We start from the raw sequence: 25412 nt of genomic DNA, 5'->3' as shown, positions 1-25412 counted from the left end.
CCATACATATTTGTTCGACGAAATGATCTGACGTTTAGACACTAGATCTACATAACTTGAGGAGGAGTTCGATTGGAGAATTTTTATGACATCATAGGAAACATTTCAGCCTGGTTATGGGGACCGCCCTTAATCATCGTACTCGCGGGTACAGGCTTGTATTTGACGTTTCTGTTAAAATTCATACAGTTCCGTTATCCACTGTACATATTCAAACAGACGATCGGAAGTGTATTCAGTAAAAAGAAGCCGAAAGGGGAAGGGACGGTTACTCCGCTGCAAGCGTTGACGTCGGCACTGTCGTCTACAATCGGGGCGGCGAATATCGTCGGGGTCCCTGCAGCCATCATGTTCGGCGGACCCGGTGCGGTATTCTGGATGTGGTTTATCGCCTTTGTCGGGATGGCGCTTAAGTTCTCTGAGAGTGTACTGGCAGTCCGATATCGCGAGAAGAATGAAAAAGGTGAATTCGTCGGCGGGCCGATGTATTACATGACAAAAGGACTTAACATGAGATGGCTCGGCGTCTGGTTCGCCATTGCCCTCATGATTGAGTTGATTCCGAGCGTTATGGTGCAGGGGAACTCGGTTGCAGCGACTGTTGAGGAATCGTTTCATGTGGACGGACTTGTGACAGGTCTTATCATGGCCTTTATTGTAGTGCTCATCGTGTTCGGCGGGATTAAGCGAATCGGGAAAGTGACAGAGGTATTCGTCCCGTTTATGGCCATCATCTATGTGGGGGCAGCCCTTGTAATCATGTTCATGAATCTCGGTGCGATTCCTGATTTCTTCAGCCTGATTCTGAGCAATGCATTCCAGCCGATGTCCGCGATGGGAGGATTTGCGGGAGCGGCGATAGCGGAAACGATCCGCTGGGGTTTTGCACGCGGATTGTATTCGAATGAAGCAGGATTAGGTACGGCACCGATCGCTCATGCTGCCGCGCAGACCGATCACCCCGTAAGGCAAGGGTTGTGGGCGATCGTGGGAATCGTGATTGATACGCTCATAGTCTGTACGGCAACGGCATTCGTTGTATTGTCTTCCGGTGTATGGACTGCGGAAGGTGCATTGGATGATCCCTCTGCACTGACGACTGAGGCATTCACTCAATACTTCGGATCATTCGGAGGCGTTCTTGTTACGGTTTCCCTGATTTTCTTTGTCCTCTCCACAATCATCGTAATTGTCTTTTACGGTGCGAAGCAGGCAGAATTTCTATTCGGCTGGAAAGCGGCACAAGCCATTAAAGTTGTCTATGTTGTGGCCATTGTGCTTGGGGCAGTCGGAGCAGCCAGGACAATTTGGCAGTTCCTCGACCTGGCACTCGCCGCCATCCTGATCCCGAATATCATTGCCGTCCTGCTCTTGAGCAAAGAAGTGAAGAGTTTGACGAACGAATTCTTTACGTCTGATCAGTACTATTTGAAGGATATCGGTAAAGCAAAGAAAGATAAGGAAATCAATTAATCGTTAATGACAGCCTGTCCGGAGACCCCGGCAGGCTGTTTTTTCATTTGCAGCAATTCTTTCTCTTGTACTGAATAAAACAAAAGTTTAGAATATTAACAAAAGTTATAAATTATTTTATAGGAGTGAAGGCAGTGAATGAGAAGGAAAAGCTTTTGTTGTCTTTAATTGAAGGAAACCCGTTCATGAGTCAGCAGGAACTGTCTGTGAAAAGCGGATTGTCGCGGTCAGCCGTTGCCGGGTACATATCGAATTTGATAAAGGAGGGCAAGATCCTCGGGAGGGCATATGTTCTTCCGGGAAAAAAGGGAGTCACTTGCATAGGCGGTGCGAATATCGACCGCAAGCTTCAACTTCACAATGAATTGATCCAGGAGACATCCAACCCGGCAGGTTCCAGTCAGGCGAGCGGAGGGGTTGCCCGCAATATCGCGGAAAATCTCGGCCGGCTCGGACTTCAATCCTGCCTGATGACGGTGGTAGGGGATGATTCTGAAGGTGAATGGCTTTTGAATCAGACGAAAAATTATGTAGACGTATCCGCCTCAATCGGATTATACAAAGGGACGACAGGCACTTATTCCGCGATTTTGAACAAGCAGGGGGAAATGATGTTTGCACTGGCTGACATGGAACTTTATGAAAGCGTTGACATTGGTTTCATCGAAAAAAAGTGGGGAGTGATTGCATCGTCCGAAATGGTGATGCTGGATACCAATTTCCCTGCAGACGTTTTGCACTATATCATCCGCCGCTGTCACACAGAGGGGATTCCGATGACCGTCGTCCCGGTGTCTGCTCCGAAAGTGAAGAAGCTGCCTTCGTCCCTGCAAGGAGTCTCCTGGTTCATTTGCAACAAAGGAGAAGCTGAAGCTTATCTGGAGATGAAGATTGAAACGGAAGGCGATCTTTTTAAAGCGGCCAAACTGATCACTCAAAGAGGGGCGGAACGAGTTGTAATCACAAGGGGAAATCAAGGCCTGATTTATTACACGGTATACAAGGAAGCAAGCGCCATCCTGCCTCCCGAAGTGAAGGTCGTAGACGTAACCGGGGCAGGAGATGCCATGGTTGCCGGTATTATTTATGGCTATATCAAAGGATCTGACACAGACGGTGCCTGCAGGATCGGAGTCACCTGTTCATCTTTGACCCTGCAGTCTGCGCACACTGTCAGCCCTTCCCTTACGAAGGGGAAACTTCAACAGCAATACAGTCAGAATTATTAAATGGAATGGGGAGTTAAATGATGAAAATGGACGCATATATCGAATACTCAGAAGAGGTTTTACAGGGAAGGAAAAACGGCAAAGCGATCGTCGCACTTGAGTCGACGATCATCTCACATGGCATGCCTTATCCGCAAAACGTACAAACGGCACGGGAAGTGGAAGATATCATCCGTGACCGGGGGGCTGTACCTGCCACGATTGCGATCTTAAATGGAAAAATCAAAATCGGACTGTCGCAGGAAGAACTCGAATACTTAGGGCAGGTATCAGGAGTCATTAAGGCAAGCAGGCGTGATATTCCATATATTCTTTCTTCTGGAAAAGACGGGGCGACTACGGTGGCGGCAACGATGATTCTTGCCGAACTTGCCGGTATTGCCGTGTTCGTGACAGGCGGCATCGGAGGTGTTCACCGCGGAGCAGAACAAACAATGGATATTTCGGCGGATCTTGAAGAACTGGCCAAGACAAGCGTGGCGGTCGTCTGTGCAGGAGCAAAGTCAATTTTGGATATCGGGCTTACCCTTGAATACCTTGAAACCAAAGGAGTGCCTGTACTTGGTTATCAAACGGACTCACTGCCTGCTTTTTACACAAGAAAGAGCGCTTACGATGTGACCGTCCAAATGGACTCATGTGATGAAATTGCTGCCCTCTTAAGGACAAAGTGGGATCTGGGACTGCGGGGAGGAGTGGTAATAGCCAATCCGATCCCGGAAGCAGATGCGATGGAAGAAAGTGAGATCCACAGGATCATAGAATCGGCACTGGAAGAAGCCGGGGAAAGAAACATAGCAGGAAAGGAAGTTACACCGTTCCTGTTGGGGAAAGTGAAAGAACTGACGAAAGGGAAAAGTCTTACTGCCAACATCGCGCTTGTGAAGAACAATGCGCGGGTAGGCGCAGAACTTGCCGTGAAATATGAACCTCTGAAAAAAACACATGTCTAATAAACAGAACCTGGGCTTAATGGCTCAGGTTTATTTATGGATTGAAATATAATTGAATATCTTATGATCCAGCGGTATGCACAGGGTGGAAGGTGCTAGATTCATAGGAAAGGTCAATATTTCCTAATTGAATCAAGACAAGCATTTATAAGAAGGGTAAGGTAGGGTAAAATAGTAGTAAATACTGTGACGAAAAGGAAGGTACTATGGCAGACATAAAACCTGTGAATGCAATAAGCGTTCATTCAATACCTGTTCCCGCGGCGTTATGGAGTACAGACAGCCGTACGATTGTCGAAGCCAATCCTGAATGGGAAGCACTGTCCGACAAGAATTGCTTCAATAGTGAGAGGTTGTCAGATACAGAGGGAAGTCAATTTGTTTATAACAACCGTACCTATATGCTGAAGCGCAAAAAGGTGGAAAACGGCATCGATTTCCTGATGATCATTCCCGGAAAAGAATTACAGAGTGAAAAGAAAGAAGAAGGACCCAACCCTCCACTCTCCGTCATCTATCCATCCCTCATAAGGAATACCCCAACATGTGTATGCGTCATCGATAAACATGGCGTGCTGACAGAAATGAACGAATCCTTCAAGAATCTGTTCCGGCTTACAGATCATGCCCTTGGAGAACCACTCTGCCAGCGGCCGGCCTTTAAAAATCCTGACTTTGTGAGTCTGGTGACCAAGGGGATTGAAGGAAAGAATGCGAAGAATGAGGAAGTCACATTCACCATAGACGGAAAGCAGACATACACCTGTCACCTCACGATTTCACCGGCAGATTTTAACGAACAGGGAGCCGTTGATCATGTAGGCATCATCCTCCATGACATAAGCGAAAAAAAGAAATACGAAAATGAACTGATTTCGTTAAAAGTGGAACTGGAGAACACCTTGAAACTTCAGAAGACCATTACGTATAAAGTGAAAAAACATAATGAAGATTTTGTGATCGAAATGGCAGCAGGAGAATTGCTGAAAAAACTCGATATTTCACCTTCGAATGTCATCGGCAAAACCATCCAGGAAGTATTCGATTCTTTTCATCTCGGAAAAATCCAGCCTAAATTAAAGAAAATCTGGGAAACGGGCGAAGAACTGACGTATGAGGATAAATACAGGGGACTTGAATACCTGGCTTCGATTGTCCCTGTCAAGAAGAATGGAGAAGTGACCAAGATCATCTGTTCCATCATGGATATTTCGCTGATCAAGGACATTCAGCGGGAATTGATCGAAACCCAGGAGAAGTACCGCTCGATTGTGCAGTACAGTCCCGATAATATCTATATGCTCGACACGGAGGGAATCATACAGGAGGTGAACCCCGCTGCCGAGGATCAATGGACTTCTCATTCGTCGGATATGACCGGAAGGCATTATAGTGATTTCATCACTGAGGACAAGAGAGAAGAAACGATCCACAATTTCGAACGGTCCCTGGCGGGGGAAGCGACTAGATACATGACGACGCTGGTGGACAAAGATGGCGGCAAAAGTCATGTCAGTTTCACGAATATCCCCATCCGTGTGAATGACAAAGTCATCGGTATTTATGGAGTCGGACAGGATATCACCGCCAGAATCAAAATGGAAGAGGAATTGAAGGAAGCCAAGGAGCTGTTGGAAGCCTATTTTGAACATGCAGGGGACGGAATCGCCCTCCTTGATCCTGTAGGGAATATCCTGAAGGTCAACCAGCATTTTGAATCGATGTTCGGTTGGGAAGAGCATGAAATCATTGGAAGGGGGATTACGCTCCTTCATCAGGAAGGACAAGTTTCCCAGTTTAAGCAGAATTTAAAGACAGTCAAGGCAGGCAAGCGAATCAAAGATTTTGAAACCGTCCGATACAGAAAGGATGGCTCTCCTGTCGAAATTGCCTTTAATCTCAATCCGATCTTGAAAGATTCAGGTGAACTGATCGGGATCTCCGCGATCATTCGCGATTTATCTGAAAAGAAACGAAATGAAGACTTATTGGAAAAGTCTGAGCAGCTTGCGATGATTGGCCAGCTGGCAGCCGGAGTGGCTCACGAAATCCGCAACCCGCTGACGACGATCAAAGGTTTTTTGCAACTGATGAAAGAAAGTGCAGAGGATGATTTCCATTTGAAAGTCATTCAAGGCGAACTCGATCGAATCGAAATCATCACGAATGAATTCCTTGCGCTGGCAAAGCCGCGTGCAGTCAAATTTTCCTTAACATCTCTTACCAGCCTCCTTACCAGTTCAGTCGAATTCATCAAGATGGAATGCCTGAAACAGGGAGTGGATGTACGCTTCTCGGTTGAAGAAGCAGAAATTCACTGCGATTCCCATCAAATCAAACAGGTTGTGCTCAATGTCATGAAAAATGCATTGGAAGCCCTTCCGAATGGAGGTCTTTTGAACGTTCAGCTTGAAAAGGAAAAAACCTTCGCAAAAATATCCATCCAGGATAACGGAGCCGGAATACCGCCTGAACGCATGAAGCATCTCGGGGAACCTTTTTACAGTACGAAGGAAAAAGGGACCGGCTTGGGATTGATGATCTGTCAAAAAATCATTAAGGAGCACAACGGCTCCATATCGATCCAAAGTAACGTAAATGAAGGAACCACGGTTTCCCTCCTGCTTCCAATTGCAGGGAAAGAATAATGATAAGAGCTTCAGAACGGTCAATCGTTCCGAAGCTCTTTTTTTGTGAAGTTTTCGCTTGAACCGTCAAACTTCCTCGGGAATATGTCGATTATTGCTGGGGAAATAGCGACAAAAAACGAGTTTGAGCAGCTGTGAACGTTTATTTTCCGGGAAATAGAAGATTCTACAAATTTTGTTGAAATGATAAAGTTTGTCTAATCAGGAAGTCCGGTGGCAGCACATCGGCAAGTTTCAACATTTCCCATTAAGGATACATAAAAGGAAAGAGGTGAGACGACATGCGGACCAATGTTTTTATCAGCGGTGGCGGAATCGGCGGCCTGACGCTTGGCCTGAAGCTTGCAAAATGCGGGGTTGATGTGACTGTGGCAGAGAGGCTTCCGGGTCCCAGCCCCATCTATAAAGGAGAACTTCTGCAGCCGAAGAGCCTGGAAATTATGGATTCACTTGGCGCAATCGAGTCAGTTTTTGAAAAAGGCCATAAGATTTCTGATTTAGAGCTGGCTGAACTGAAGAACTTGAAGGCTGAATCGGATCATTCGTTGATGAGCTATTCGAACCTGCCAAGTGACTATCCATTTTCACTGATGATCCACCACGAAACCCTCAAAGGCATCCTGTTGAATAAAGCAAAGAAATTTCCTTCTTTTCACTACCATCCCCACACAGTATGCAAGGAGATACAGGACCATAAGGTGAAGCTTGAGGACAGGGAGAGGAAAGAGACAGTTGAAATAGAGTGTGACTTCGTCATCGGAGCGGAAGGAAGGAGCTCGGTAACCAGGGATCATATGGGCGTATCAGTGAATGAAAAGAAATATAATCATCATTTCCTTACTGTCACGTTCCCGAGGCCGGAGACGATGGTGAAAGGAAAGATCATCTCGACCTATCAGTCCTTCCTTGGATTATTCCCGCTCCCGGACAACGAAGTGCGATCTGTATATCTGATTCCGGCAGGAGAATATAAAGCCCTCAGAAAGCAGCCCATCTCTGAGTTTCATAAGCTTTATATCAACATGTGCCCGGAGCTTGATGGCTATGTGAATGAAATAACGGATTGGAAGCAAATCCAGCTGATGGTGCCCCTGAAGTATCACAGCGATACCTACGTGAAGGATCATCTCGCGCTCATTGGCGATGCGGTCCATACCGTTCATCCGATGGCAGGTGAAGGGATGAATATGGCGATCCAGGATGGCGACGTCCTGGGAGAATTACTATGTGATATGTATAAACTAAAAAAACTCGATCCCGCCAACCTGGAGTGGTACCCGAAAGTGCGCAGGAAACGGGTGACCCATCAAATGCATCTCAGCCATTTATCGGCGCTTGCCTACTCTTATCCGTACAGACCAATCGGCTGGCTCCGCAAGAACAGCCTTCAGAGGATGGAAAAGGACACAGTGTCCCATTACAAACAGATGCTGAATATTTCAGGACTCGGTCTATGGAGGGAAACCTTGCACGACCGGACGATTCAGGGGGGGATCCTCCCGATTCGAAGCAGAAAGATCAGCGGAAAAGAAAAAGAAAACACGCGATTTACAGAAATCCAAGACTATCCTTGGAAAGAGACGGAGGCTTTGCGATGATGGCAGAAATGGCGAAAATATGGCGGGCAAGATCCTGGATGAAGAAGAATGTCCCGTTTTTATACAGTTGGCACGCTTATGTGGGGTATGAATTGGAACTGTTCGAAAATTTCAAGAAGCCAGCTTCGATTCAAGAAGTGGCACTGGCTAAGAATGTAGAGATGGATCTCCTGGAACAATGGGTGGAAGTCGGAATTACATTGAAGCATCTGAAACGGGCATCAAGAAATCGCATAAAAGTGAGGAATGGCTGGAAACTCCCATCATCCAAAAAGGAGGACTTCTCCTCGGGCGTTCTGCTGAAGGAAATGATGGAACTGCATATCCCCGCCCTGCTTTCCTATCCGAGTCTGCTTCGAAACCAAACGAAACAACATTTCAATTCAGACCTACACGGCTCCACTGTTGCAAAAACATCGGTCCTGCTTGAGCGCTTTGCATTTCCAAAACTTCAAAAAGTGATGAAGAAATTCAAGGTTAATTCAGTGCTTGATCTGGGCTGCGGGAAAGGAGGCTATATCAGAAGACTCGCAGACCGCCATCCGAAAAAAAGGATGGTCGGGATCGAGATTCATGAAGGGGTTGCAAGGGAAGCGAAGGAAGCGTTGAAATCTTATGACAATATTGAAATTCTAAACAGGGACTTACATGAATATGAACCCGATCGGGCCTTCGATCTGATTATGGCCAATAATTTGTTCCATTACATCAATCCGTCCGAAAGATTGCAGTTTTTCGAAAAAGCTTCAGAATGGCTGGAGAAGAAAGGACAGTTCTTTGTCCTGACTCCGATGCAGAAATCAAAGCACGGCAAACAATTCTCGAGTGCCTTCAACAGCTTCTTCATGACGTTTCAAAATTTGTATCCGATCCCGTCACAGAAGGAGATGGAAACACTTGCAAAAAAAACCGGTTTCAAAGTCGTGTCCATCGGCCCGATTGTGAAAGAAGGCGGATGGTACGCGCTGTGTTTCAAGAAAAAATAATCATTCGGGGCTGCCTTTGGGCAGTCTTGTGAAATAGTTTTGGCGCAATATGATAAAAATAGGGGGAAATGCCACGGAGACGGAGGAATGTAAATTGAAGAAAGACGAGATATTCGACTGTATCGGAATCGGGATCGGCCCTTATAATTTGAGTCTGGCTGCGCTGATGGATGAGAAGACTAAATTGAAAGTGAAATTTTTTGATAAAACGCCGGAGTTTCAGTGGCACCCTGGTATGCTTATCGACTTGACCGACCTGCAGGTACCTTTCATCGCGGATTTGGTCACCTTCGCCAATCCGCAGAGCAAGTACAGCTATTTGAATTATTTACATACTCACAACCGCCTCTATAAGTTCTTCTTTTTTCACAAATTTGAAATGCCGAGGCAGGAATACAATGATTATGCCCGCTGGGTCGTAAAACAGCTGCCGCAATGTCAATTTCATAGTGAAGTCATCGGTGTGGAAGATGCGGGGGATCATTTCGAGGTCACCGTTGATAACAGGCTGAGCGATGAGCGGGAAGTCGTCCGTACGAAACATGTGGTAATGGGGACTGGCAGCAAGCCGCTGATACTCGATGGCATGGACGGGCTGCCGGCAGAAGACGTTCACCATACGAGCAGGTATTTGTTTCATAAGGATTCCACACTTGAAAGCACATCGATCACGATCATCGGGTCAGGTCAGAGTGCAGCGGAAGTCTTTTATGACTTGCTCAAAGAACAACGGGATCATCCGTACAAGCTGACGTGGCTGACAAGATCAGAAGGGATCCTCCAGTTGGAATCATCGAAGCTCGGACAGGAGTTCTTCGCACCGGATTATGTGGATTATTTTCACGGTCTGCCCTTCGGAAAGCGTATCGATGCATTGAAGACTCTGGATCAGCTCAGAAATGGAATTGATCCGGATACATTGAACAGTATTTATAACATTCTTTATAACCACTCTGTCAGTGTACATGCACCCGATATTACGATTCAGCCGCTGACCGAGGTGAAGAAAATCCGCAGCGGGGACCATCAATATGTTCTGAGCTGTCACCAATGGCAGGAAGATAAAGAGTTTTCCCATTTATCGGAGAAAGTCATCCTGGCGACGGGATATGTGCCGAATATCCCTTCCTGGTTTGATGAAATGATCGGTGATAACATTGTGTGGGAAGACGATAAGAGGTTTAAGGTGACGCGGGACTATAAGCTGGTTTTTCAGGATAAGAAGGAGCGCGGACATCATTTTTACACGCTGACGAATCTGGAGCATTCACACGGCGCAGGTGCAACAAACCTGGGTCTTGCAGTGGACCGTAATATTGCGATCATCAATGATATGGCCGGAGAGGAAGTGTATAAAGTTCAGCGGAATACAATTTTCTCCCAATTTTCGATGGATGATCATTCTTAAGAAGTTTTATTTTTGTCTGAAAGGGTACATTTACTATGTGAGCAATTAAACAAACTAACAATTAGGAGTGTTTTATTTTTATGGCTAAAGTTGCATGCTTGATCACCGATATGTTTGAAGATGTAGAGTTTACAGATCCGGAAAAAGCATTGAAAGAAGCAGGGCACGAAGTCATCACGATCGAAAAGGAAAAAGGGAAATCCGTGAAAGGAAAGCAGGGGGACGCGACGGTGTCAATCGATGAAAGCATCGACAATGTCAAACCGGAAGACTTTGATGCACTCTTGCTGCCAGGAGGATTCTCACCCGATCAGCTCCGAGCCGACGATCGTTTCGTGAAGTTTACGAAACACTTTATGGATGAGAAGAAACCTGTCTTTGCCATCTGCCATGGACCGCAGCTGCTGATCACAGCAAAGGCGCTTGAAGGAAGACACGCGACTGGCTTCACATCCATCAAGGTGGACATGGAATATGCCGGCGCAACATACGAAGACAAAGAAGTCGTCGTTTGCGGAAATCAGCTCGTGACAAGCCGGACACCGGATGACCTCCCGGCGTTTAACCGTGAGTCATTAAAGATTCTTTCTAAATAACGTTTTGACTAAAGCGAAAGGGACATTCCCGGTGGGGAATGTCCCTTATTTGTTAGAAAGTGCGCCAGTCCCTCGTTGCGTTGATCGGTCCGGGACTTCGGTGTTATTTGCGGAGTGCGCCGAGTTCTTCTATGATGGCGGTCATTTCTCTTGGGCTGAAGCGGTTTTTCTTTTCGACCATCAGGTACAGGTCATGAAGGTCTTCGTACATTTCCTGGTTGAAGTGTTCCGGTTTGATGGCGCCGGCGTTGACGACATTCAGTTTCTCTTTGATGGCTGTGACCATGAATTCGATATTCTCTGCGGAGTTTTGTGTTAAGTCCATTAATGTTCGTCCTTTCTTTCGTACATATTATTAGTATTCATCTTTCCATGATTCGAGTTCCGTGTCAACATGGCATGCGACGAGAGTGTCGAAAGAACGATTTTTCCCCTGAGTGTTTTACACTATAAGGAAATGGGGAAATAGTAGTTAAGCAAGTAAGGATAGGGGAAACTAAACCTGAAACAGGCGGTATGAAGGAACTCTGTCCATACGCAGAGAAAACATTATTAAGGGACGACCTGGCTGCCGGTGAATATTGAAACCGGCTGCGGCATTTTAGTATTCAAAATAAAAGAACATGGATTGCAGGAGGGAAATGAGATGGGAAATAGTAAATTTTTAAAAGGTGTCATGCTTGGTGCAGTAGCGGGAGGGCTCCTCTCGCTGCTGGACAAATCGACCCGGCAGGAAGTGGGAGTAACACTGAGAAGCAGCGGCACCAATCTTTCGAAGTACTCGAAAAATCCAAAGCTGCTGGCAGAAACGTCCAAGGACGTCTATGAAAAACTGAGAACGACTGCCGATCAAGTAAGCAGGGATATTGAATTCATTTCAGAAAAAGTAAATGAAATCAAAGGGATGACTCCTCAAGTGAAAGAAATGATCGAGGAAACGAAGGAGACGTTTGAGGATTCGACGGAAGCATATAAAGAAACGTTTTCCGATCATCCGTCAAACGAATTGAACTCAGGTGAAGCGGACAGTCAGCCTGTTGCTTCATCATTCAAAGGATACTGATTTTACCTGAGACAAAGAGAATGACTTAAAGAGGTGAGTGGATGTCGGAGGGAACGAGCCGCAAAGGTTGGAAAAAAGATTCGAAAAATTTATTTCAGAGGATCAGCACAAATGACATAGCGGGATTGGCAGCGCAGATTGCTTATTACTTTCTGCTATCAGTATTTCCGCTCCTGATTTTTGTTTTCACGCTGCTGCCGTATTTACCGATAGAGCAGGGCGATTTATTAGGTGTCATCAGGGACTTTGCGCCAGGTGAGACGATGAAGATGATTGAGGGGAATTTGAGTGAGGTCATGTCGAATCGTAACGGCGGATTGCTATCCATCTCCATCATCGCAACAATCTGGTCGGCATCGAACGGGATGAATGCAATCGTGAAAAGTCTGAATCGGGCATATGAAGTGGAAGAAACGAGATCGTTCATCGTGATGCGCTTGATGTCGATCGTCCTGACACTCGGAATGATCGTAGTATTTGTGGTGGCTCTGCTGCTGCCTGTGTTCGGAAAGCAAATCGGTCTTTTCTTATTTTCTCAATTCGGCTATTCAGACCAGTTCATGGCGATTTGGAATGGAATACGCTGGGCAATCTCTCCGCTTATTCTGTTCATCGTGTTCGTTGGATTGTATTATTTTGCCCCCAGCAAAAAAATCCGGTGCTTGAGCGCCATCCCCGGGGCTATATTTGCCACGGTCGGTTGGGTGCTGGCGTCCCTGGCCTTTTCTTTCTATGTCAGCAGTTTCGGCAACTATTCGGCCACATACGGAAGCATCGGGGGAATCATCGTACTCATGATCTGGTTCTATCTGACCGGCATCATCATCATGGTCGGCGGCGAAATCAATGCGCTGGCTACAGAGAAAGACGATACATCTTGTTAATAACTCATACTGATTAGGGGAAGATTCTATTAAACAGAAGTTTAATGGGGTCTTTCTTTTTTGTGATTTAATGGAAAGGGTCAAGTATAATAGGGGGAAAAGGAGGTGGCTGTCCATGCTGATCGCCATGATTGAACGGCTGGGGATCATTGTAACGATCGCCTTTATCATGACGAGGCTCGGTTTTTTTCGCAAACTGATCGAACAGCGGAGGAACGTGAAGAAGTCCCAGACCCTGCTGATCATTCTGCTGTTTGGTTGTTTTGGAATCATCGGTTCTTATACAGGGTTGATCGTGAATGCAGAAGTCGATGAGTATGCCAAATGGCAGCTGCACCTGCAGGACAATGAAGCGATCGCGAATTCAAGGGTGATCGGGATCGTGGCAGCCGGCATACTGGGCGGTCCGTGGATCGGTCTTGGCGCCGGTCTTGTAGCTGGCGTACACCGGTTTTTTCTTGGCGGATTCACGGCATTCGCGTGCAGCGTATCAACCGTCATCGCCGGACTTCTTGCTGGATATATCGGAAAGCGTGAGAAGAAGAACCGGCTTGTGTCCCCTCAAAAAGCGTTTTTCGTCGGATTTCTGGCAGAAGCCATGCAAATGGCCATCATCCTTCTTTTTGCCAAACCGTATCCTGTTGCGTATGAACTCGTATCCGATATCGGCTGGCCGATGATCATCGCTAATGGGATCGGGACCGGGATCTTCATGCTGATCATTAAAAGTGTGTTCTATGAGGAAGAGCGAATGGGAGCAGTGCAGTCCCAGAAAGCGCTCCGGCTAGCCGACAGGACGGTGAAGTATATGCGAAGAGGGTTGAACGCATCTTCCGCCTATGCAACATGCCAGATCCTGATGAAGGAGGTTGACGCCCTCGCTGTGTCGATCACAAACAGGACACATATCCTGGCCCACGTCGGTGTCGCATCGGATCATCATCAAAAGGACAGGCCGATTCAGACCGAGGCAACAAAGCGGGTCATCGAAACGGGAGAATTATTGAAGGTCGGGAAAAGAGAAATACAGTGTGACCGCGGTGATTGTCCGCTTGGCGCCGCCATCATGGCCCCTCTTTTTAAAGGGGATGAAATCGTCGGTACGTTGAAATTCTACTTCCACTCGGAAAAAGCCATCTCTCCGATCATGATGGAGCTGACAAAAGGGATCTCGACGCTCTTGAGTAACCAGTTGGAACTTGCAGAAATCGATACCCATAAAGAGCTTGCGAAGGAATCCGAGGTCAAAGCCCTGCAGGCACAGATCAGTCCGCATTTCCTTTTCAACGCCATTAATGTCATCGTATCACTGATAAGGATCAACCCGGACAAAGCGCGGACCTTGCTGATTTCACTTTCTCGGTTCATCAGGCAGAACCTGAGCGGAAGCACGAAATCGACTTCGACGTTGAAGGAAGAATGCCAGCACGTGAAGGCATATCTCGCCATCGAAGAAGCGAGATTCTTTGACCGGCTGCAGATCGAGTATGAGCTCGATGAAAAGGCGCTGCAGGCAGTGGTGCCATCAATCACCCTGCAGCCGCTTGTTGAAAATGCGATTAAACACGGAATGAAGAATCAGTCTGAAGGCTTCATTTTAAACATATCGATCATTTCAGGAGATGATGGTGTGACCGTGAAAGTGGAAGACAACGGAGATGGAATCGACGCATCCCGGCTTGAAACATTGCTGCTTGAGCCGGTGGAATCCACTACCGGAACTGGGCTTGCCCTCTACAATGTCAATAAAAGACTGGAAATGATGGTCGGAGAAGAGTCGGGCCTTACAATCCATTCTGAAAAAGGATCAGGGACGACAGTGGAATTCTCAATAAAAGGAGGGAGAATAGCAGATGAAAGTCGCTATCATTGATGACGAACCATACAGCCGGGAGGAAATGAAGCATCTTCTGAGTGAATACGAGTGGGTTGAAATCGTTGGGGAGGCAAACTCTGCTGAAAAGGCGATGGAGCTGATTTTGACGCGGGATCCGCAAGTATTATTCCTTGATATCGAGATGCCCGGCATGAGCGGCGTCGATCTCGCTGAAGCATTGCAGAAGATGAAGAAAAAACCGGAAATCGTCTTCGCGACCGCATACCCGGACTATGCTTTAAAGGCGTTTCGTGTCGAAGCGGTGGACTACCTGGTCAAGCCTTTTGACGAGGCTCAGCTGTCGCAGACGATGGAGCGGCTGAAAAAGTTACTTCTGACTGAGCATGGAGAACAAAAAGATTCGAAAACAATGGGTAAGCTATCCGTACAAGATGAAGACAAAATCATCTTCATTGAACCGGGCGATATCCTTTACATCTTCCGAGAAGAGCGGGAAACATATATCTGCACAGAAAAGAAAAGATACACGTGCAAGCTGGCGATCAAAGATCTTGAGGCAAAACTCGTTACCCATCCATTTTTCCGTGTACACAAAAGCTATCTCGTTCAGCTGCCGTATGTCGAAGAACTCATCCCGTGGGGAAATGGGGTCTATCAACTGAAAGTTCACGGGGTGAAAGAGAAGGTCCCTGTAAGCAGGAATTATGTGAAGGAGCTGCGGGAGCGGCTTGAGTTGTAGACTGTATACGGTAGTGAAGGGTATAAGAGGAATTGTACCAAGTACAACAATAATCTCATTGTTGGGGGGTTAGGATTACATTCTTTTAATGTGGTGCCTGCCAGGATTCAGGTTATTGTATCAGGCGCAATATAAGAAGTTCGAAGGGGATTTCGTAGCATTAATCATTGCCTAGCCACTTTCCCGAGGAGTTATTTATCTGACATAAACAATTAAAAGGTTAATCAGTATTTAGTTGGCCGCCATTCATTAGAATGTTTTCATCTTCTTGAGAAGGGTACCTTTAACTAGAGACTCTTTCAACGGAGGTGGCAGGGTGATTTGGTTAACGTTTATTTATGCGGTACTGCTGGCGGTTGTACATATTTCCGGGAAGCACCTGAAGTTTTTGGAGGTGTTGCCGAGGAGTCGGTTTTTATCGATAGCTGGCGGGGTTTCAGTAGCGTATGTGTTTGTCCATATTTTACCTGAGCTTGAGGAGCATCAGGAAAGTTTATCAGAATCATCTGAAATGCTGACATTCCTCAATCACCATGCTTATCTGGTGGCTTTGATTGGCTTGCTGATGTTTTATGGAATTGAGAAAATGGTCAGCACTTCAAGGAAAGAAAACAGGATGGAGACCGGTGAAAACGAGGCTGGTACAGGTGCTTTCTGGCTTCATATCAGTACGTTCTTTGTTTATAACGGGCTGATCGGTTATTTGCTGGTTCATCGTGATGTGGAAGGCTGGATGAATTTATTGTTGTATGTAATCGCGATGGGGCTTCACTTTTTTGTAGTCGATTACGGGCTCAGGACTCATCATCGTACCATTTACAATGCTGTTGGCCGCTGGATCCTGGCTGGAGCAATTGTATTTGGCTGGCTGATCGGTGCAATGACTGAAATCCATGACATACTCCTTGCACTGCTGTTTGCGTTCTTGTCAGGAGGGATTGTACTGAATGTGTTGAAAGAAGAGATCCCGGATGAGAAAGAAAGCAGCTTTATTTCTTTTTTTTCGGGGACAATCGGATATGTCGTATTGCTGCTGGTTGTAGGGTGAGTAAGCCGCCTGCTTGGTAGCAGCCAGTTGTTTAGATAAATTGAATTAGTTCAAGAAGAATAAAAAAGCAGCGAAGAGACCAATCTTCGCTGCTTTTAGCGATGTTCTTCATTTCCTTCAATACTTCCTCCTATAGACACGGATAATTCCCCATTCAAGCAGGCGTTGCATGTCTTCTTTTTTATTGTCAGTATAAGGGTGGATCTAGAGGTTATGCTCTCTTGTTTTTTGCACATATTCTTCTTTGATTTATGTATAGCTCATGCCGAAACCGACTGCGGAGTAGTACATATAGGCAGATGAGCCTGGGTGAAAAGAAAAAAAGATGATTCGGCAATTCACAACAAAAATCTTATGCACGTTAAACCCATCTGTAAACATTTCAGCTTGAATTATTGACATCTTAAACAGGAATGTGACGATACTGTGACGGTATTTGATATGATGAAAGCGTATTCATAATGAGCGAAAGGGGATCAAATTTATGGTCACATTTCTTGTTGCAATTGTACTCTTAATTGTCGGTTACTTCACATATGGAAAATTCATTGAAAAGATTTTTGGAGTGAAAGAGGCGCGGACGACACCTGCCTACGCGAAAGCGGACGGCGTCGATTACGTGCCGATGAACACGAAGAAGAATTCGATGATCCAGCTTTTGAACATCGCTGGTGTCGGACCGATCTTCGGCCCGATCATGGGGGCTCTTTACGGACCGGTTGCATTCCTTTGGATCGTACTCGGGGCTATTTTTGCCGGAGCGGTTCATGATTATTTAACCGGGATGATCTCCATCCGAAACGGCGGGGCGCATCTGCCGGCTCTTGCTGGAAAGTTTTTAGGGAAAACGATGAAGCACGTTGTGAATGGCTTCTCGATTTTACTGCTCGTGCTGGTAGGTACGGTATTCGTCACGGCACCCGCAGCGTTGATTGCGAATTTAACTCCTGCCTGGATTTCCTTAGGAGTGATCATCGCAGCAATTTTCATTTACTATATTGTAGCGACATTGCTTCCGATCGATAAAATCATCGGACGGGTGTATCCATTGTTCGGCGCTCTACTGCTGATCAGTGCAGTAGGTGTAGGAGCAGGGCTTGTCATCACGGGAGCGGATATCCCTGAAATATCGCTTGCGAATATGCACCCTGATTCAGTGGCGATCTTCCCGTTATTATTCTTGACGATTTCGTGCGGAGCGCTCTCAGGCTTCCATGCAACTCAATCACCGATCATTTCCAGAACGACTCAAAATGAGAAGAACGGACGCAAGATTTTCTACGGCATGATGATTTTAGAAGCGATCATCGCAATGATCTGGGCTGCGGCAGCGATGAGCTTATTCGGACCAGGTGAATTAAGTGCGATCCTAGCTGAAGGCGGACCGGCGGCAATCGTCAGCGAAGTATCCATGCTGATGCTTGGTTCCATCGGCGGAACACTGGCAATCCTGGGTGTCATCGTACTTCCGATCACATCCGGCGACACATCATTCAGAAGTGCACGGATGATCATCGCAGATTACATCAACGTGAAGCAAGTGAAGATGTCCAGCCGTCTTTGGATCGCGGTTCCATTATTCGTCATCTCGGTTGCTCTGACTCAAATCGACTTCAACCTTCTATGGAGATATTTCTCCTGGGCCAACCAGTCAACGGCCATGATCGCCCTTTGGGTGGGAGCGATGTACCTTGCGCTTCAAAAGAAACCTCACTGGGTGGCAAGTGTCCCGGCAGTATTCATGACGATGGTCACATTCACGTATATTCTGAACGCACCAATCGGGTTCGGATTATCAATGAGCACTTCCTATGCGGGAGCGACAATCGGAACGGTCGCAGTTGTCCTGGCCTTTATCTTTAGCCTGAGAAAACAACTCAGCGCAGGCGGTGTGATCAAAGTCGACGAGGACGTTCCTCAATCTGCAGCATAAGACTGATTAGTCATGACGGGTGAGAAGAATTTCATCACCCGTCAGTGTGACATTTTTCTGTTGACCTTCATGAGTTTTCCGGAAATTACCGGGAAGCTCATTTTCTTTTTAGTGCAAAATAAGAATGGTTCTTACACCAAACGGGACGGAGGGACAGGTACCTTGTCCCAATGATGACCACTTGTTTTCCATAACAAAAACAGGAGTGATCCAGTATGACAAAGAAAACGAAAAAAGATGGCGGAACCAAGCAGAATAAAAACCACAAGCCTAAGCAGAAGACATCCGGTTCTGCAAATGGGCAAAATGGATATCATTAAGTTCGATAAGGACCAATCTCTTTGGAGGTTGGTCTTTTTTAGTGTGATGGCAGGAAGTGCTGAGATATTTCGACAAGTTGCTTGATTATTGGGGAAGCGGCTTAAATAATTGAATGTTGGCTTGAATAATTAGATAGGGGCTTGAATAGTGTAAAAGTGGCTTGTTTTTTTCAAAATGTGGCTTGAATATGTGGGGAATGCCGGAATGGCGGAAAATCCTTAATTACAAAGCGAACTAGAATCCTTTGGAAGGCGGTTTACGGCGTGTTTTCTGCTGAAGCATTCAAAAACAAGCTGTTTTCTCCTAAAAGATGTATTATAATGAATAGTAGAGTTTTACCTCAAAAGGGGGTTATGTAATGACGGAAAAGAAGAAAATCAGCCTGCAGGAAGCGATGAAGCAGCAGCTGGCCAAGAAGAAGGAAGCTCAGGCGGGCGGCAAACAGGCGAATAACGGTTTGGCGTCGAATCAGCGTATGCAGAGTCAGCAAACCAAGAAGCCGAGTAATACAAGACGCAAAATGGGAAGCTAATAAGTTTGAGAAGAGCGCTTAGATGTTGTAGGCAGCTCTTTTTTTATTGCGTGATACCGGTGGGAGTCCATACTCTGCCGGAAATAAGTCAGGCGAGGCGCGCGGGGATGTATTTATGCTGACTTTTTTTGATTTATGCGCAAAAATATTAGTATATGCTGACAAATTTCAATATATGCTGATTTTTTTTATTTTATGCTGAATAATCTCAATTTACGCTGGGTTTAACATAATATGGAAAAACTACAAGACGCTGCTTCAGTTTGTCAAAACCCCTTTCAATTCCCACCTTCCAAAAGTAATTTCCAGTACAATTAAGTAAATATAAAATTTTCCAAACCAACTTATAGGGTGTGTCGTCTAAGATGTAGAGAACTGAGGTGGGAACGTGATGAGTGCGGAGCGGCTGCAGGACGGGGAATGTGATAAGGATGAACTGCTTGAACGGGCGATGGAAGAGTATGGGCAGGCGGTTTTGTATATGGCGTATTCGTACGTGAAGGATTATGGTTTGGCCGAGGATATTGCACAGGAAGCATTTGTGAAATTTTATGGGAAGGTGGATTCTTTCAGGGGTGAGTCGAGTCTGAAGACGTGGCTGCTGAGGATCACGATCAATCAGTGCAAGGACCATCTGAAACGCTGGGATACCCGGAAGATCCTACTTACAAATAAGGTGACTGAAATCCTCCATGAGCGGGGGGATCCGGAATCGAAAGCGATTGAAGGGGAGAAACGGAGTGAGCTTCATCTGAAACTGCTCAAGCTGCCCGTCAAATATCGAGAGGTCTTATTTTTATATTATTATCAGGAGTTAAAGGTGAATGAGATGGCGGATGTGCTGGGGCTGAATCCGAGTACGGCCAAGACAAGGTTGAAGACAGGAAGAGAGCGGTTGTACCGGATATATGGAGAAGGGGGGAGGCAGGATGGATAGGGAGCTGGAGCGGAAGATTAAGAGAATGACGGATGAGGGGCTGAAGGATTTCGAATTTGGGCATGAGTTGAAGGGAAAGGTCCGAGAAAAGCTGAAGCGGGAGAAGCCTTATCGGAGACGCTGGTATGCACCTGTTGTCAGTTTACTGATTGTGCTCTTGCTCCTATTCATTTTTGCGGTGGTGAATGGGGAGAAGCTTGGTTTCATCGGAAGTGAGTGGCTGAGCGGTTTCTTTGCTAACAGTTCGAATTTTGATATCGAAATCACCACAAGTCATGGGCCGTCGGTCAGTACGTTTGATGGGACGATCATTCGCGGTGAGGAAGTGAAGCCGATTTCGTTTACAAAAGAAGAACGGGATGAGATTTATGCGAAGATTGAAGAGATAAATTTTAAGGAAGAGAAGAATCTTTATTCTGGAGAAAATTGTGCCGTTTCCACTGCTGGAAGGCATATGATAAAGGTTAGGCTGAACGAGGAATACTATCAGTATAAGTATTCCGATTGCCCAACGACTAAGGACAGCAGGGAGCTGGATGGTCTGAGGGAAATGATCATAAAGATGATTAAAGAAAAGCCCGGGTATGAAGAGATCGTAAGGCATTATCTTATGTTTTAAAATATGGTTTACTTTTCCAATATCGAATGCTACTATAAGTGAAATTAGCAAATGCGATGACGAGAAGAGTAGCCGGCAGAATTCTTCGACAGAGAGCCCTGGAAGCTGAAAAAGGGCAGGGGGGCTGACGGTGAACCAAGACTCTGAGCTGCACATCGGAACTTTTTAGTGGGATGGTGTGACAGGAGCTCCTGTTATAGAGCTAGGGTATAGGCTGTTTATGCAGTACCCGAAAAGGTTGATATGGCAACATATTGATGAACTGGGGTGGCACCGCGATCGAATCTCGCCCCCAAGACTGATCTGTCTTGGGGGTGGGATTTTTTTTATTGGCTTCTTTATAGCAGTGAGGGGCAGGGATTGAAAAAGATTGCGGGGAGGAATGCAGGATGAAATGGAAGGATTCGCTGCTGCTATTGATGGGGATTGGATTGTCGAATGTAGGTGCATGGATTTTCTTGATTGCGCTTAACTTGATCGTGCTGAATGAGTCGGGGTCGGCGCTTGCGGTCGGGATTCTTTATGTACTGAAGCCGCTGGCAGCGCTGTTTACGAATGCATGGGCAGGGAGTTTGATTGACAGGTTGAATAAGCGGAGGTTGATGGTGTTTCTGGATGTATTCAGGGCGGTCTTGGTTGCTGTGCTGCCGCTCATCTCATCACTCCCGATGGTATACGCGGTTGTGTTCGTCATCAATATGGGCAGCGCGGTCTTCTATCCGGCATCGATGACGTATATGACGAAGTTGATTCCGAGGAAGAAAAGACAGAGGTTCAACGCGCTAAGGAGTCTGATGGATTCCGGTGCATTCATTGTCGGGCCTGCAATTGCAGGAATGCTTTTCATCGTGGGCACCCCGGAGACGGCCATTTTTTTAAATGGAGCGGCGTTGTTACTCTCGGGGGTGGTGACACTTTTTCTGCCGGATGTTGAAGGGGGCGCGTTCGAGGGGGTGAAGAAGTTGTCGCTGGACATGATAAAAGAGGATTTGCGGGTGGTCAGGCGTTTCAGCCTGCGCCGCATATATGTGATGGTGGTGTATTTTTTATTCAGCTGCATGATCGTACTGACTGCGGCGGTCGATTCGCTTGAAGCTGCATTTTCAAAAGAAGTGCTCGACCTTTCGAACAGCACGTATGGATATCTGGTAAGTATTGCTGGAGCGGGATATCTTGCCGGGGCAGTGGTGAATACCGTGATTGCAGACAAGGTTCGGGATGTGAAGCTGATCGCATTTGGCTCGGTCATGGTTTCGGCGGGGTATATTGTATATTCAGTTTCTGAAGGATTCCTGGCAGCAGCCATTGGATTTTCTTTGCTGTCCTTCTCGCTGGCTTTTGCACAAACAGGGTTTGATACGTTCATTCAAGAGCGGATTCCGGTCGGGATGATGGGGCGTGTGAGCAGTGTGTATGGCTGGCTGGAAGGATTTCTCGTCATTGCCGCAACCGTATTGATCGGTGCAGGGGCGCAGCTCGTATCCATCCGGGAAGTTGTGATGGCAGGCTCCCTTGTCATGCTGACGGTCACTGTTTTCCTTATGGTCTATTCATTGAGCAGATCGAAGGTGAATCCAGTTGAAACGACTTCGATTGAATCCGGGTGGAAATTAAATTGACACAAGATGGAAATCTCTATATAATCATCTAAACTATATGAAAAAACATTGATGAGGATCAGTAAAGTGAACCTGTCTTTTCAGAGAGGGGGCCAGAGTGGTGTGAGGCTCCTATCGACAATCATTTGAACCTGCCTCAGAGTCTGAATATTCAGCGGTTGAATACCGTTATCATGTATGAGAGTGAAGCTTTGCTTTGAATCAGGGTGGTACCGCCAGAAATGGTCCCTGATGATGACCGGGGCTTTTTTATTTTTTAAAAAAGAGGGTGTCCAGTATGGAGAAGGAATTTGTAAAAGATGTCACGGGGATGGATGTGGATTTTGCCCAGTGGTATACGGATGTGGTGAAGAAGGCGGAGCTGGTCGATTACTCGAGTGTACGCGGGTCGATGATCATCCGGCCATACGGTTACGCGATTTGGGAGAATATCAAGAATGCGCTTGATGCGAAAATCAAGGAAACAGGGCATGAGAATGTGTATATGCCGCTTTTCATTCCGGAGAGTCTCCTGCAGCGCGAAAAGGATCATATTGAAGGATTTGCGCCAGAGGTCGCGTGGGTGACCCACGGCGGTGAAGAGGAGCTGGCGGAGCGCTTGTGTGTACGTCCGACTTCCGAGGTATTGTTCGGTGAGCATTATAAAAATATCATCCATTCCTACCGAGATCTGCCGAAGCTCTATAATCAGTGGGCGAATGTGGTGCGATGGGAAAAAACGACGCGGCCGTTCCTGCGGACGCTGGAGTTTCTGTGGCAGGAAGGACATACCTGCCATGAAACGGATGAGGACGCACACGAAGAAACGGTTAGGATGCTCGAGGTGTACGCGGAGCTTTGTGAGGAGCTGCTGGCGATCCCGGTGGTGAAGGGTCAGAAAACGGAGAAAGAAAAGTTTGCCGGTGCGAAGTATACGTATACGATCGAAAGCCTGATGCATGACGGGAAGGCGCTGCAATCCGGCACGTCCCATCATTTGGGTGATGGATTTGCAAAAGCGTTTGGCATTCAGTTCACTGACCGTGAAGGAAAACTTCAGCATGTGCAGCAGACTTCATGGGGACTGACGACGCGCATCATCGGGGCGATGATCATGGTGCACGGGGATGACCGCGGTCTCGTTGTGCCGCCGCGCATGGCGCCGACTCAATTGATGATCGTGCCGATCGCACAGCATAAGGAAGGTGTGCTTGATTTTGCGTATGACCTCAAGGAGAAACTGTCGGCTGTGGCGCGTGTCGGGATAGATGCAAGCGATAAGAAGCCGGGCTGGAAGTTCAATGAGTATGAAATGAAGGGGATCCCGCTGCGCCTGGAAGTGGGGCCGCGTGATATCGAGAACGGTCAGGTGATTCTGGCCCGCCGTGATACGGGTGAGAAGGTGACAGTACCCTCAGGGGAACTGGAAACGAAGGTGCCAGAGCTTCTTGAAGTGATTCAGCGCAATCTGTTTGAGAAAGCGAAGGAGCATCGCGAGGAGATGACCAGAGTCGCATTGAATTTCGGGGAGTTCAAAGAAGTGATGGCGGAGAAAGGCGGTTTCGTCAAGTCGATGTGGTGCGGTGAACTTGCCTGTGAGGATAAGATCAAGGAAGAAACGGGTGCTACGTCACGCTGTATGCCGTTTGAGCAGGAGAGTGTGTCGGATACTTGTGTGTGCTGCGGGAAAGATGCGGAGAAGATGGTTTATTGGGCTAAGGCTTATTAGATAGTGATGAGCGGGCATTGGAATCGGATGGAATAATGGGTTGGCAGGTGGGGTGTACCTGGTACGCGGGGGTGAATCTGTACCAGGTACAAATTGCTTGGTGTGTACCAGGTACATAGACATTGAATTGTACCTGGTACAAGAGGTTGGATTTGTACCAGGTACAGTTTTGGAATGGCGGTGCCAGGCACAATCGGATGTACTTGTGCCTGGCACAAAAGGTTGAATTTGAGCCAGGCACAGATTTAGGGGTTTTCGTCAGGCTAAACTACCCCGCAGTCACCGGATCCCGCTCTCAAAAAACGGGACAATGAACCTGACCCCATGTCCCGCCTTCTGTAGACCAATAGTCTCTGAGGGTTTGTGGAAAATTAATTCTTCGGTCCTTACTTTTAAAGCCCCGTCTATTTGGGGGTCCTTCCTAATATAAATAGGTAAGGAGGGGATTCGAAGTGTTTATGGACTTTATTGTTATTCTTATTATTTCGTTCGTGGTGATCAGTCTTTGGATGATTAATGTGAAACTTGGTCGCATCGCCAACCATTTTGATAGTAGTGAGGACCACGCCCTTTCGGATGAGGAAATTGAGAAGGAGCTTGAAGAAGAGTGGGAGAAGTGGTCTCAAAAGTAACCGGATTCGAAGCGTTTCCTTGCAGGGGACGCTTCTTTGCGTTAAAGGGAATTTTTTCAAGTATAGAGATAGGCACGTTCCTTTGGGATCTTTCGTAGGCTGATAGGGAGGAATTGTGTGAGGTGAAGCTCAGTGGATAGGATTGTGAGATGGGTGATCGGGGGGACAGCGGTGCTGCTGGCATGCCTGGTACTTTATTTAAAGATGAATCCGCCGCTCGCGAGTGAAGAGTCTGGGTGGAGTGAGCATGACCCGGGTATCGTGGTGGTGGAGCTTCAAAATGAAGGGTTTCATAAGTTGAAGTTGACTGAGGTGATGGTCAATGGCGGCGACCGGCCTTCCAAGGTGGAATTGGGTATCAGCCGGACGAATGCGGTGATCGGCATGTTTGCATTGGAGAAGGAAATAGAGGGAATCAGTTTTCATGACATCCACGAATATGATATAGAGACGGGCTACAGCCGTGAAGAGGCCATACAACTGGAGGAACAGGATAACAGGAGTGCGATCCGCCACTATGGATTGGCGCTTGAGCATTTTCAGAAGATAGATTCTGTAACAGTCAAATACACGTATTTCGGTTTTCCTTTTACGAAAGTGATAGAAATTGAGAGGATCGACTAGATTCTGCTGATAAACTGCTATAATT

Annotated in this window: 22 protein-coding genes and 2 other annotated features; of the genes, 21 read left to right on the top strand and 1 reads right to left on the bottom strand. The window is 46.8% G+C overall.

The genetic code is table 11. The features are described from left to right. Positions 1 to 72 precede the first annotated feature (72 nt). From V6B33_RS17780 to V6B33_RS17745, 8 genes are all read left to right on the top strand, one after another. Positions 73 to 1473: an alanine/glycine:cation symporter family protein gene (locus tag V6B33_RS17780; RefSeq protein ID WP_334219028.1), complete on the top strand. Its 1401-nt coding sequence runs from the start codon at positions 73 to 75 to the stop codon at positions 1471 to 1473. Positions 1474 to 1607: 134 nt separating this feature from the next. After that, entirely contained in the window at positions 1608 to 2702 is a 1095-nt protein-coding gene (locus V6B33_RS17775) for a carbohydrate kinase (protein ID WP_334219027.1), read from the top strand. Positions 2703 to 2728: 26 nt separating this feature from the next. Continuing rightward, on the top strand, positions 2729 to 3655 hold the full coding sequence (locus V6B33_RS17770) for a pseudouridine-5'-phosphate glycosidase (protein ID WP_334219060.1): 927 nt from the start codon (positions 2729 to 2731) through the stop codon (positions 3653 to 3655). Between the two features lie 206 nt (positions 3656 to 3861). Continuing rightward, positions 3862 to 6303, top strand: a complete 2442-nt coding sequence (locus V6B33_RS17765) for a PAS domain S-box protein (RefSeq protein WP_334219026.1) — start codon at positions 3862 to 3864, stop codon at positions 6301 to 6303. 281 nt (positions 6304 to 6584) lie between these two features. Continuing rightward, positions 6585 to 7901 carry an NAD(P)/FAD-dependent oxidoreductase gene (locus V6B33_RS17760; protein WP_334219025.1) on the top strand — a complete coding sequence of 439 codons (1317 nt, stop codon included), beginning with the start codon at positions 6585 to 6587 and terminating at the stop codon, positions 7899 to 7901. Beyond that, on the top strand, positions 7898 to 8887 hold the full coding sequence (locus V6B33_RS17755; protein ID WP_334219024.1) for a class I SAM-dependent methyltransferase: 990 nt from the start codon (positions 7898 to 7900) through the stop codon (positions 8885 to 8887). Before V6B33_RS17760 ends, V6B33_RS17755 begins: the two co-directional genes overlap by 4 nt. 94 nt (positions 8888 to 8981) lie before the next feature. Next, positions 8982 to 10295 (top strand): lysine N(6)-hydroxylase/L-ornithine N(5)-oxygenase family protein, encoded by a 1314-nt coding sequence (locus V6B33_RS17750; RefSeq protein WP_334219023.1) that lies wholly within the window; start codon positions 8982 to 8984, stop codon positions 10293 to 10295. An 80-nt stretch (positions 10296 to 10375) separates the two neighbouring features. Beyond that, positions 10376 to 10891 (top strand): type 1 glutamine amidotransferase domain-containing protein, encoded by a 516-nt coding sequence (locus tag V6B33_RS17745; protein WP_334219022.1) that lies wholly within the window; start codon positions 10376 to 10378, stop codon positions 10889 to 10891. Positions 10892 to 10994: 103 nt separating this feature from the next. On the opposite strand, the gene V6B33_RS17740 is transcribed toward V6B33_RS17745, so the two are convergent. Further along, entirely contained in the window at positions 10995 to 11216 is a 222-nt protein-coding gene (locus tag V6B33_RS17740; protein ID WP_334219021.1) for a DUF1128 domain-containing protein, read from the bottom strand. A gap of 321 nt (positions 11217 to 11537) precedes the next feature. On the opposite strand from V6B33_RS17740, the gene V6B33_RS17735 reads away from it, so the two are divergent. The 13 genes from V6B33_RS17735 (at position 11538) to V6B33_RS17675 (ending at position 25387) form a co-directional block, all read left to right on the top strand. Then, complete coding sequence (locus V6B33_RS17735) at positions 11538 to 11954, top strand: YtxH domain-containing protein (protein ID WP_334219020.1); 417 nt, start codon at positions 11538 to 11540, stop codon at positions 11952 to 11954. A gap of 41 nt (positions 11955 to 11995) precedes the next feature. After that, positions 11996 to 12838, top strand: a complete 843-nt coding sequence (locus V6B33_RS17730; RefSeq protein ID WP_334219019.1) for a YihY/virulence factor BrkB family protein — start codon at positions 11996 to 11998, stop codon at positions 12836 to 12838. Positions 12839 to 12953: 115 nt separating this feature from the next. Further along, positions 12954 to 14711: a sensor histidine kinase gene (locus tag V6B33_RS17725; protein ID WP_334219018.1), complete on the top strand. Its 1758-nt coding sequence runs from the start codon at positions 12954 to 12956 to the stop codon at positions 14709 to 14711. Next, positions 14692 to 15414, top strand: a complete 723-nt coding sequence (locus V6B33_RS17720; protein WP_334219017.1) for a LytR/AlgR family response regulator transcription factor — start codon at positions 14692 to 14694, stop codon at positions 15412 to 15414. Before V6B33_RS17725 ends, V6B33_RS17720 begins: the two co-directional genes overlap by 20 nt. A gap of 316 nt (positions 15415 to 15730) precedes the next feature. Then, on the top strand, positions 15731 to 16462 hold the full coding sequence (locus V6B33_RS17715) for a hypothetical protein (protein WP_334219016.1): 732 nt from the start codon (positions 15731 to 15733) through the stop codon (positions 16460 to 16462). Positions 16463 to 16946: 484 nt separating this feature from the next. Then, complete coding sequence (locus V6B33_RS17710) at positions 16947 to 18395, top strand: carbon starvation CstA family protein (RefSeq protein WP_334219015.1); 1449 nt, start codon at positions 16947 to 16949, stop codon at positions 18393 to 18395. Positions 18396 to 19074: 679 nt separating this feature from the next. Further along, positions 19075 to 19248, top strand: coding sequence for a hypothetical protein (locus V6B33_RS17705; RefSeq protein ID WP_334219014.1), 174 nt, complete (start codon positions 19075 to 19077; stop codon positions 19246 to 19248). A 391-nt stretch (positions 19249 to 19639) separates the two neighbouring features. After that, the gene (locus V6B33_RS17700; protein ID WP_334219013.1) at positions 19640 to 20185 is read left to right on the top strand and encodes a sigma-70 family RNA polymerase sigma factor; all 546 of its coding nucleotides are present in this window, start codon (positions 19640 to 19642) and stop codon (positions 20183 to 20185) included. Continuing rightward, positions 20178 to 20804: a hypothetical protein gene (locus tag V6B33_RS17695; protein ID WP_334219012.1), complete on the top strand. Its 627-nt coding sequence runs from the start codon at positions 20178 to 20180 to the stop codon at positions 20802 to 20804. The genes V6B33_RS17700 and V6B33_RS17695 overlap by 8 nt, the downstream gene beginning before the upstream one ends. Positions 20805 to 20851: 47 nt before the next feature. Further along, positions 20852 to 21101 (top strand) — a binding site (T-box leader). A 92-nt stretch (positions 21102 to 21193) separates the two neighbouring features. Beyond that, a complete protein-coding gene (locus V6B33_RS17690; RefSeq protein ID WP_334219011.1) occupies positions 21194 to 22423 on the top strand; it encodes an MFS transporter in 1230 nt (409 codons plus the stop codon). Between the two features lie 39 nt (positions 22424 to 22462). Continuing rightward, positions 22463 to 22656, top strand: a binding site (T-box leader). 44 nt (positions 22657 to 22700) lie between these two features. After that, positions 22701 to 24131, top strand: a complete 1431-nt coding sequence (gene proS / locus V6B33_RS17685) for a proline--tRNA ligase (protein ID WP_334219010.1) — start codon at positions 22701 to 22703, stop codon at positions 24129 to 24131. A 452-nt stretch (positions 24132 to 24583) separates the two neighbouring features. Continuing rightward, the gene (locus tag V6B33_RS17680; RefSeq protein WP_334219009.1) at positions 24584 to 24763 is read left to right on the top strand and encodes a hypothetical protein; all 180 of its coding nucleotides are present in this window, start codon (positions 24584 to 24586) and stop codon (positions 24761 to 24763) included. Positions 24764 to 24895: 132 nt separating this feature from the next. Then, a complete protein-coding gene (locus tag V6B33_RS17675) occupies positions 24896 to 25387 on the top strand; it encodes a hypothetical protein (RefSeq protein ID WP_334219008.1) in 492 nt (163 codons plus the stop codon). Positions 25388 to 25412 lie beyond the last annotated feature (25 nt).

It is taken from the genome of Mangrovibacillus sp. Mu-81, assembly GCF_036867415.1.
Classification (GTDB): Bacteria; Bacillota; Bacilli; order Bacillales; family Bacillaceae_B; genus Rossellomorea.
This window is presented reverse-complemented; position numbering and strand designations above follow the sequence as displayed.

Excerpts from the sequence above, each read along its gene's own strand:
- V6B33_RS17770 (WP_334219060.1), top strand. The coding sequence starts at position 2,729 with ATGGACGCATATATCGAATACTCAGAAGAGGTTTTACAGGGAAGGAAA.
- V6B33_RS17765 (WP_334219026.1), top strand. The coding sequence starts at position 3,862 with ATGGCAGACATAAAACCTGTGAATGCAATAAGCGTTCATTCAATACCT.
- V6B33_RS17760 (WP_334219025.1), top strand. The coding sequence starts at position 6,585 with ATGCGGACCAATGTTTTTATCAGCGGTGGCGGAATCGGCGGCCTGACG.
- V6B33_RS17755 (WP_334219024.1), top strand. The coding sequence starts at position 7,898 with ATGATGGCAGAAATGGCGAAAATATGGCGGGCAAGATCCTGGATGAAG.
- V6B33_RS17745 (WP_334219022.1), top strand. The coding sequence starts at position 10,376 with ATGGCTAAAGTTGCATGCTTGATCACCGATATGTTTGAAGATGTAGAG.
- V6B33_RS17740 (WP_334219021.1), bottom strand. The coding sequence starts at position 11,216 with ATGGACTTAACACAAAACTCCGCAGAGAATATCGAATTCATGGTCACA.
- V6B33_RS17735 (WP_334219020.1), top strand. The coding sequence starts at position 11,538 with ATGGGAAATAGTAAATTTTTAAAAGGTGTCATGCTTGGTGCAGTAGCG.
- V6B33_RS17730 (WP_334219019.1), top strand. The coding sequence starts at position 11,996 with ATGTCGGAGGGAACGAGCCGCAAAGGTTGGAAAAAAGATTCGAAAAAT.
- V6B33_RS17725 (WP_334219018.1), top strand. The coding sequence starts at position 12,954 with ATGCTGATCGCCATGATTGAACGGCTGGGGATCATTGTAACGATCGCC.
- V6B33_RS17720 (WP_334219017.1), top strand. The coding sequence starts at position 14,692 with ATGAAAGTCGCTATCATTGATGACGAACCATACAGCCGGGAGGAAATG.
- V6B33_RS17710 (WP_334219015.1), top strand. The coding sequence starts at position 16,947 with ATGGTCACATTTCTTGTTGCAATTGTACTCTTAATTGTCGGTTACTTC.
- V6B33_RS17705 (WP_334219014.1), top strand. The coding sequence starts at position 19,075 with ATGACGGAAAAGAAGAAAATCAGCCTGCAGGAAGCGATGAAGCAGCAG.
- V6B33_RS17700 (WP_334219013.1), top strand. The coding sequence starts at position 19,640 with ATGAGTGCGGAGCGGCTGCAGGACGGGGAATGTGATAAGGATGAACTG.
- V6B33_RS17695 (WP_334219012.1), top strand. The coding sequence starts at position 20,178 with ATGGATAGGGAGCTGGAGCGGAAGATTAAGAGAATGACGGATGAGGGG.
- V6B33_RS17690 (WP_334219011.1), top strand. The coding sequence starts at position 21,194 with ATGAAATGGAAGGATTCGCTGCTGCTATTGATGGGGATTGGATTGTCG.
- proS (WP_334219010.1), top strand. The coding sequence starts at position 22,701 with ATGGAGAAGGAATTTGTAAAAGATGTCACGGGGATGGATGTGGATTTT.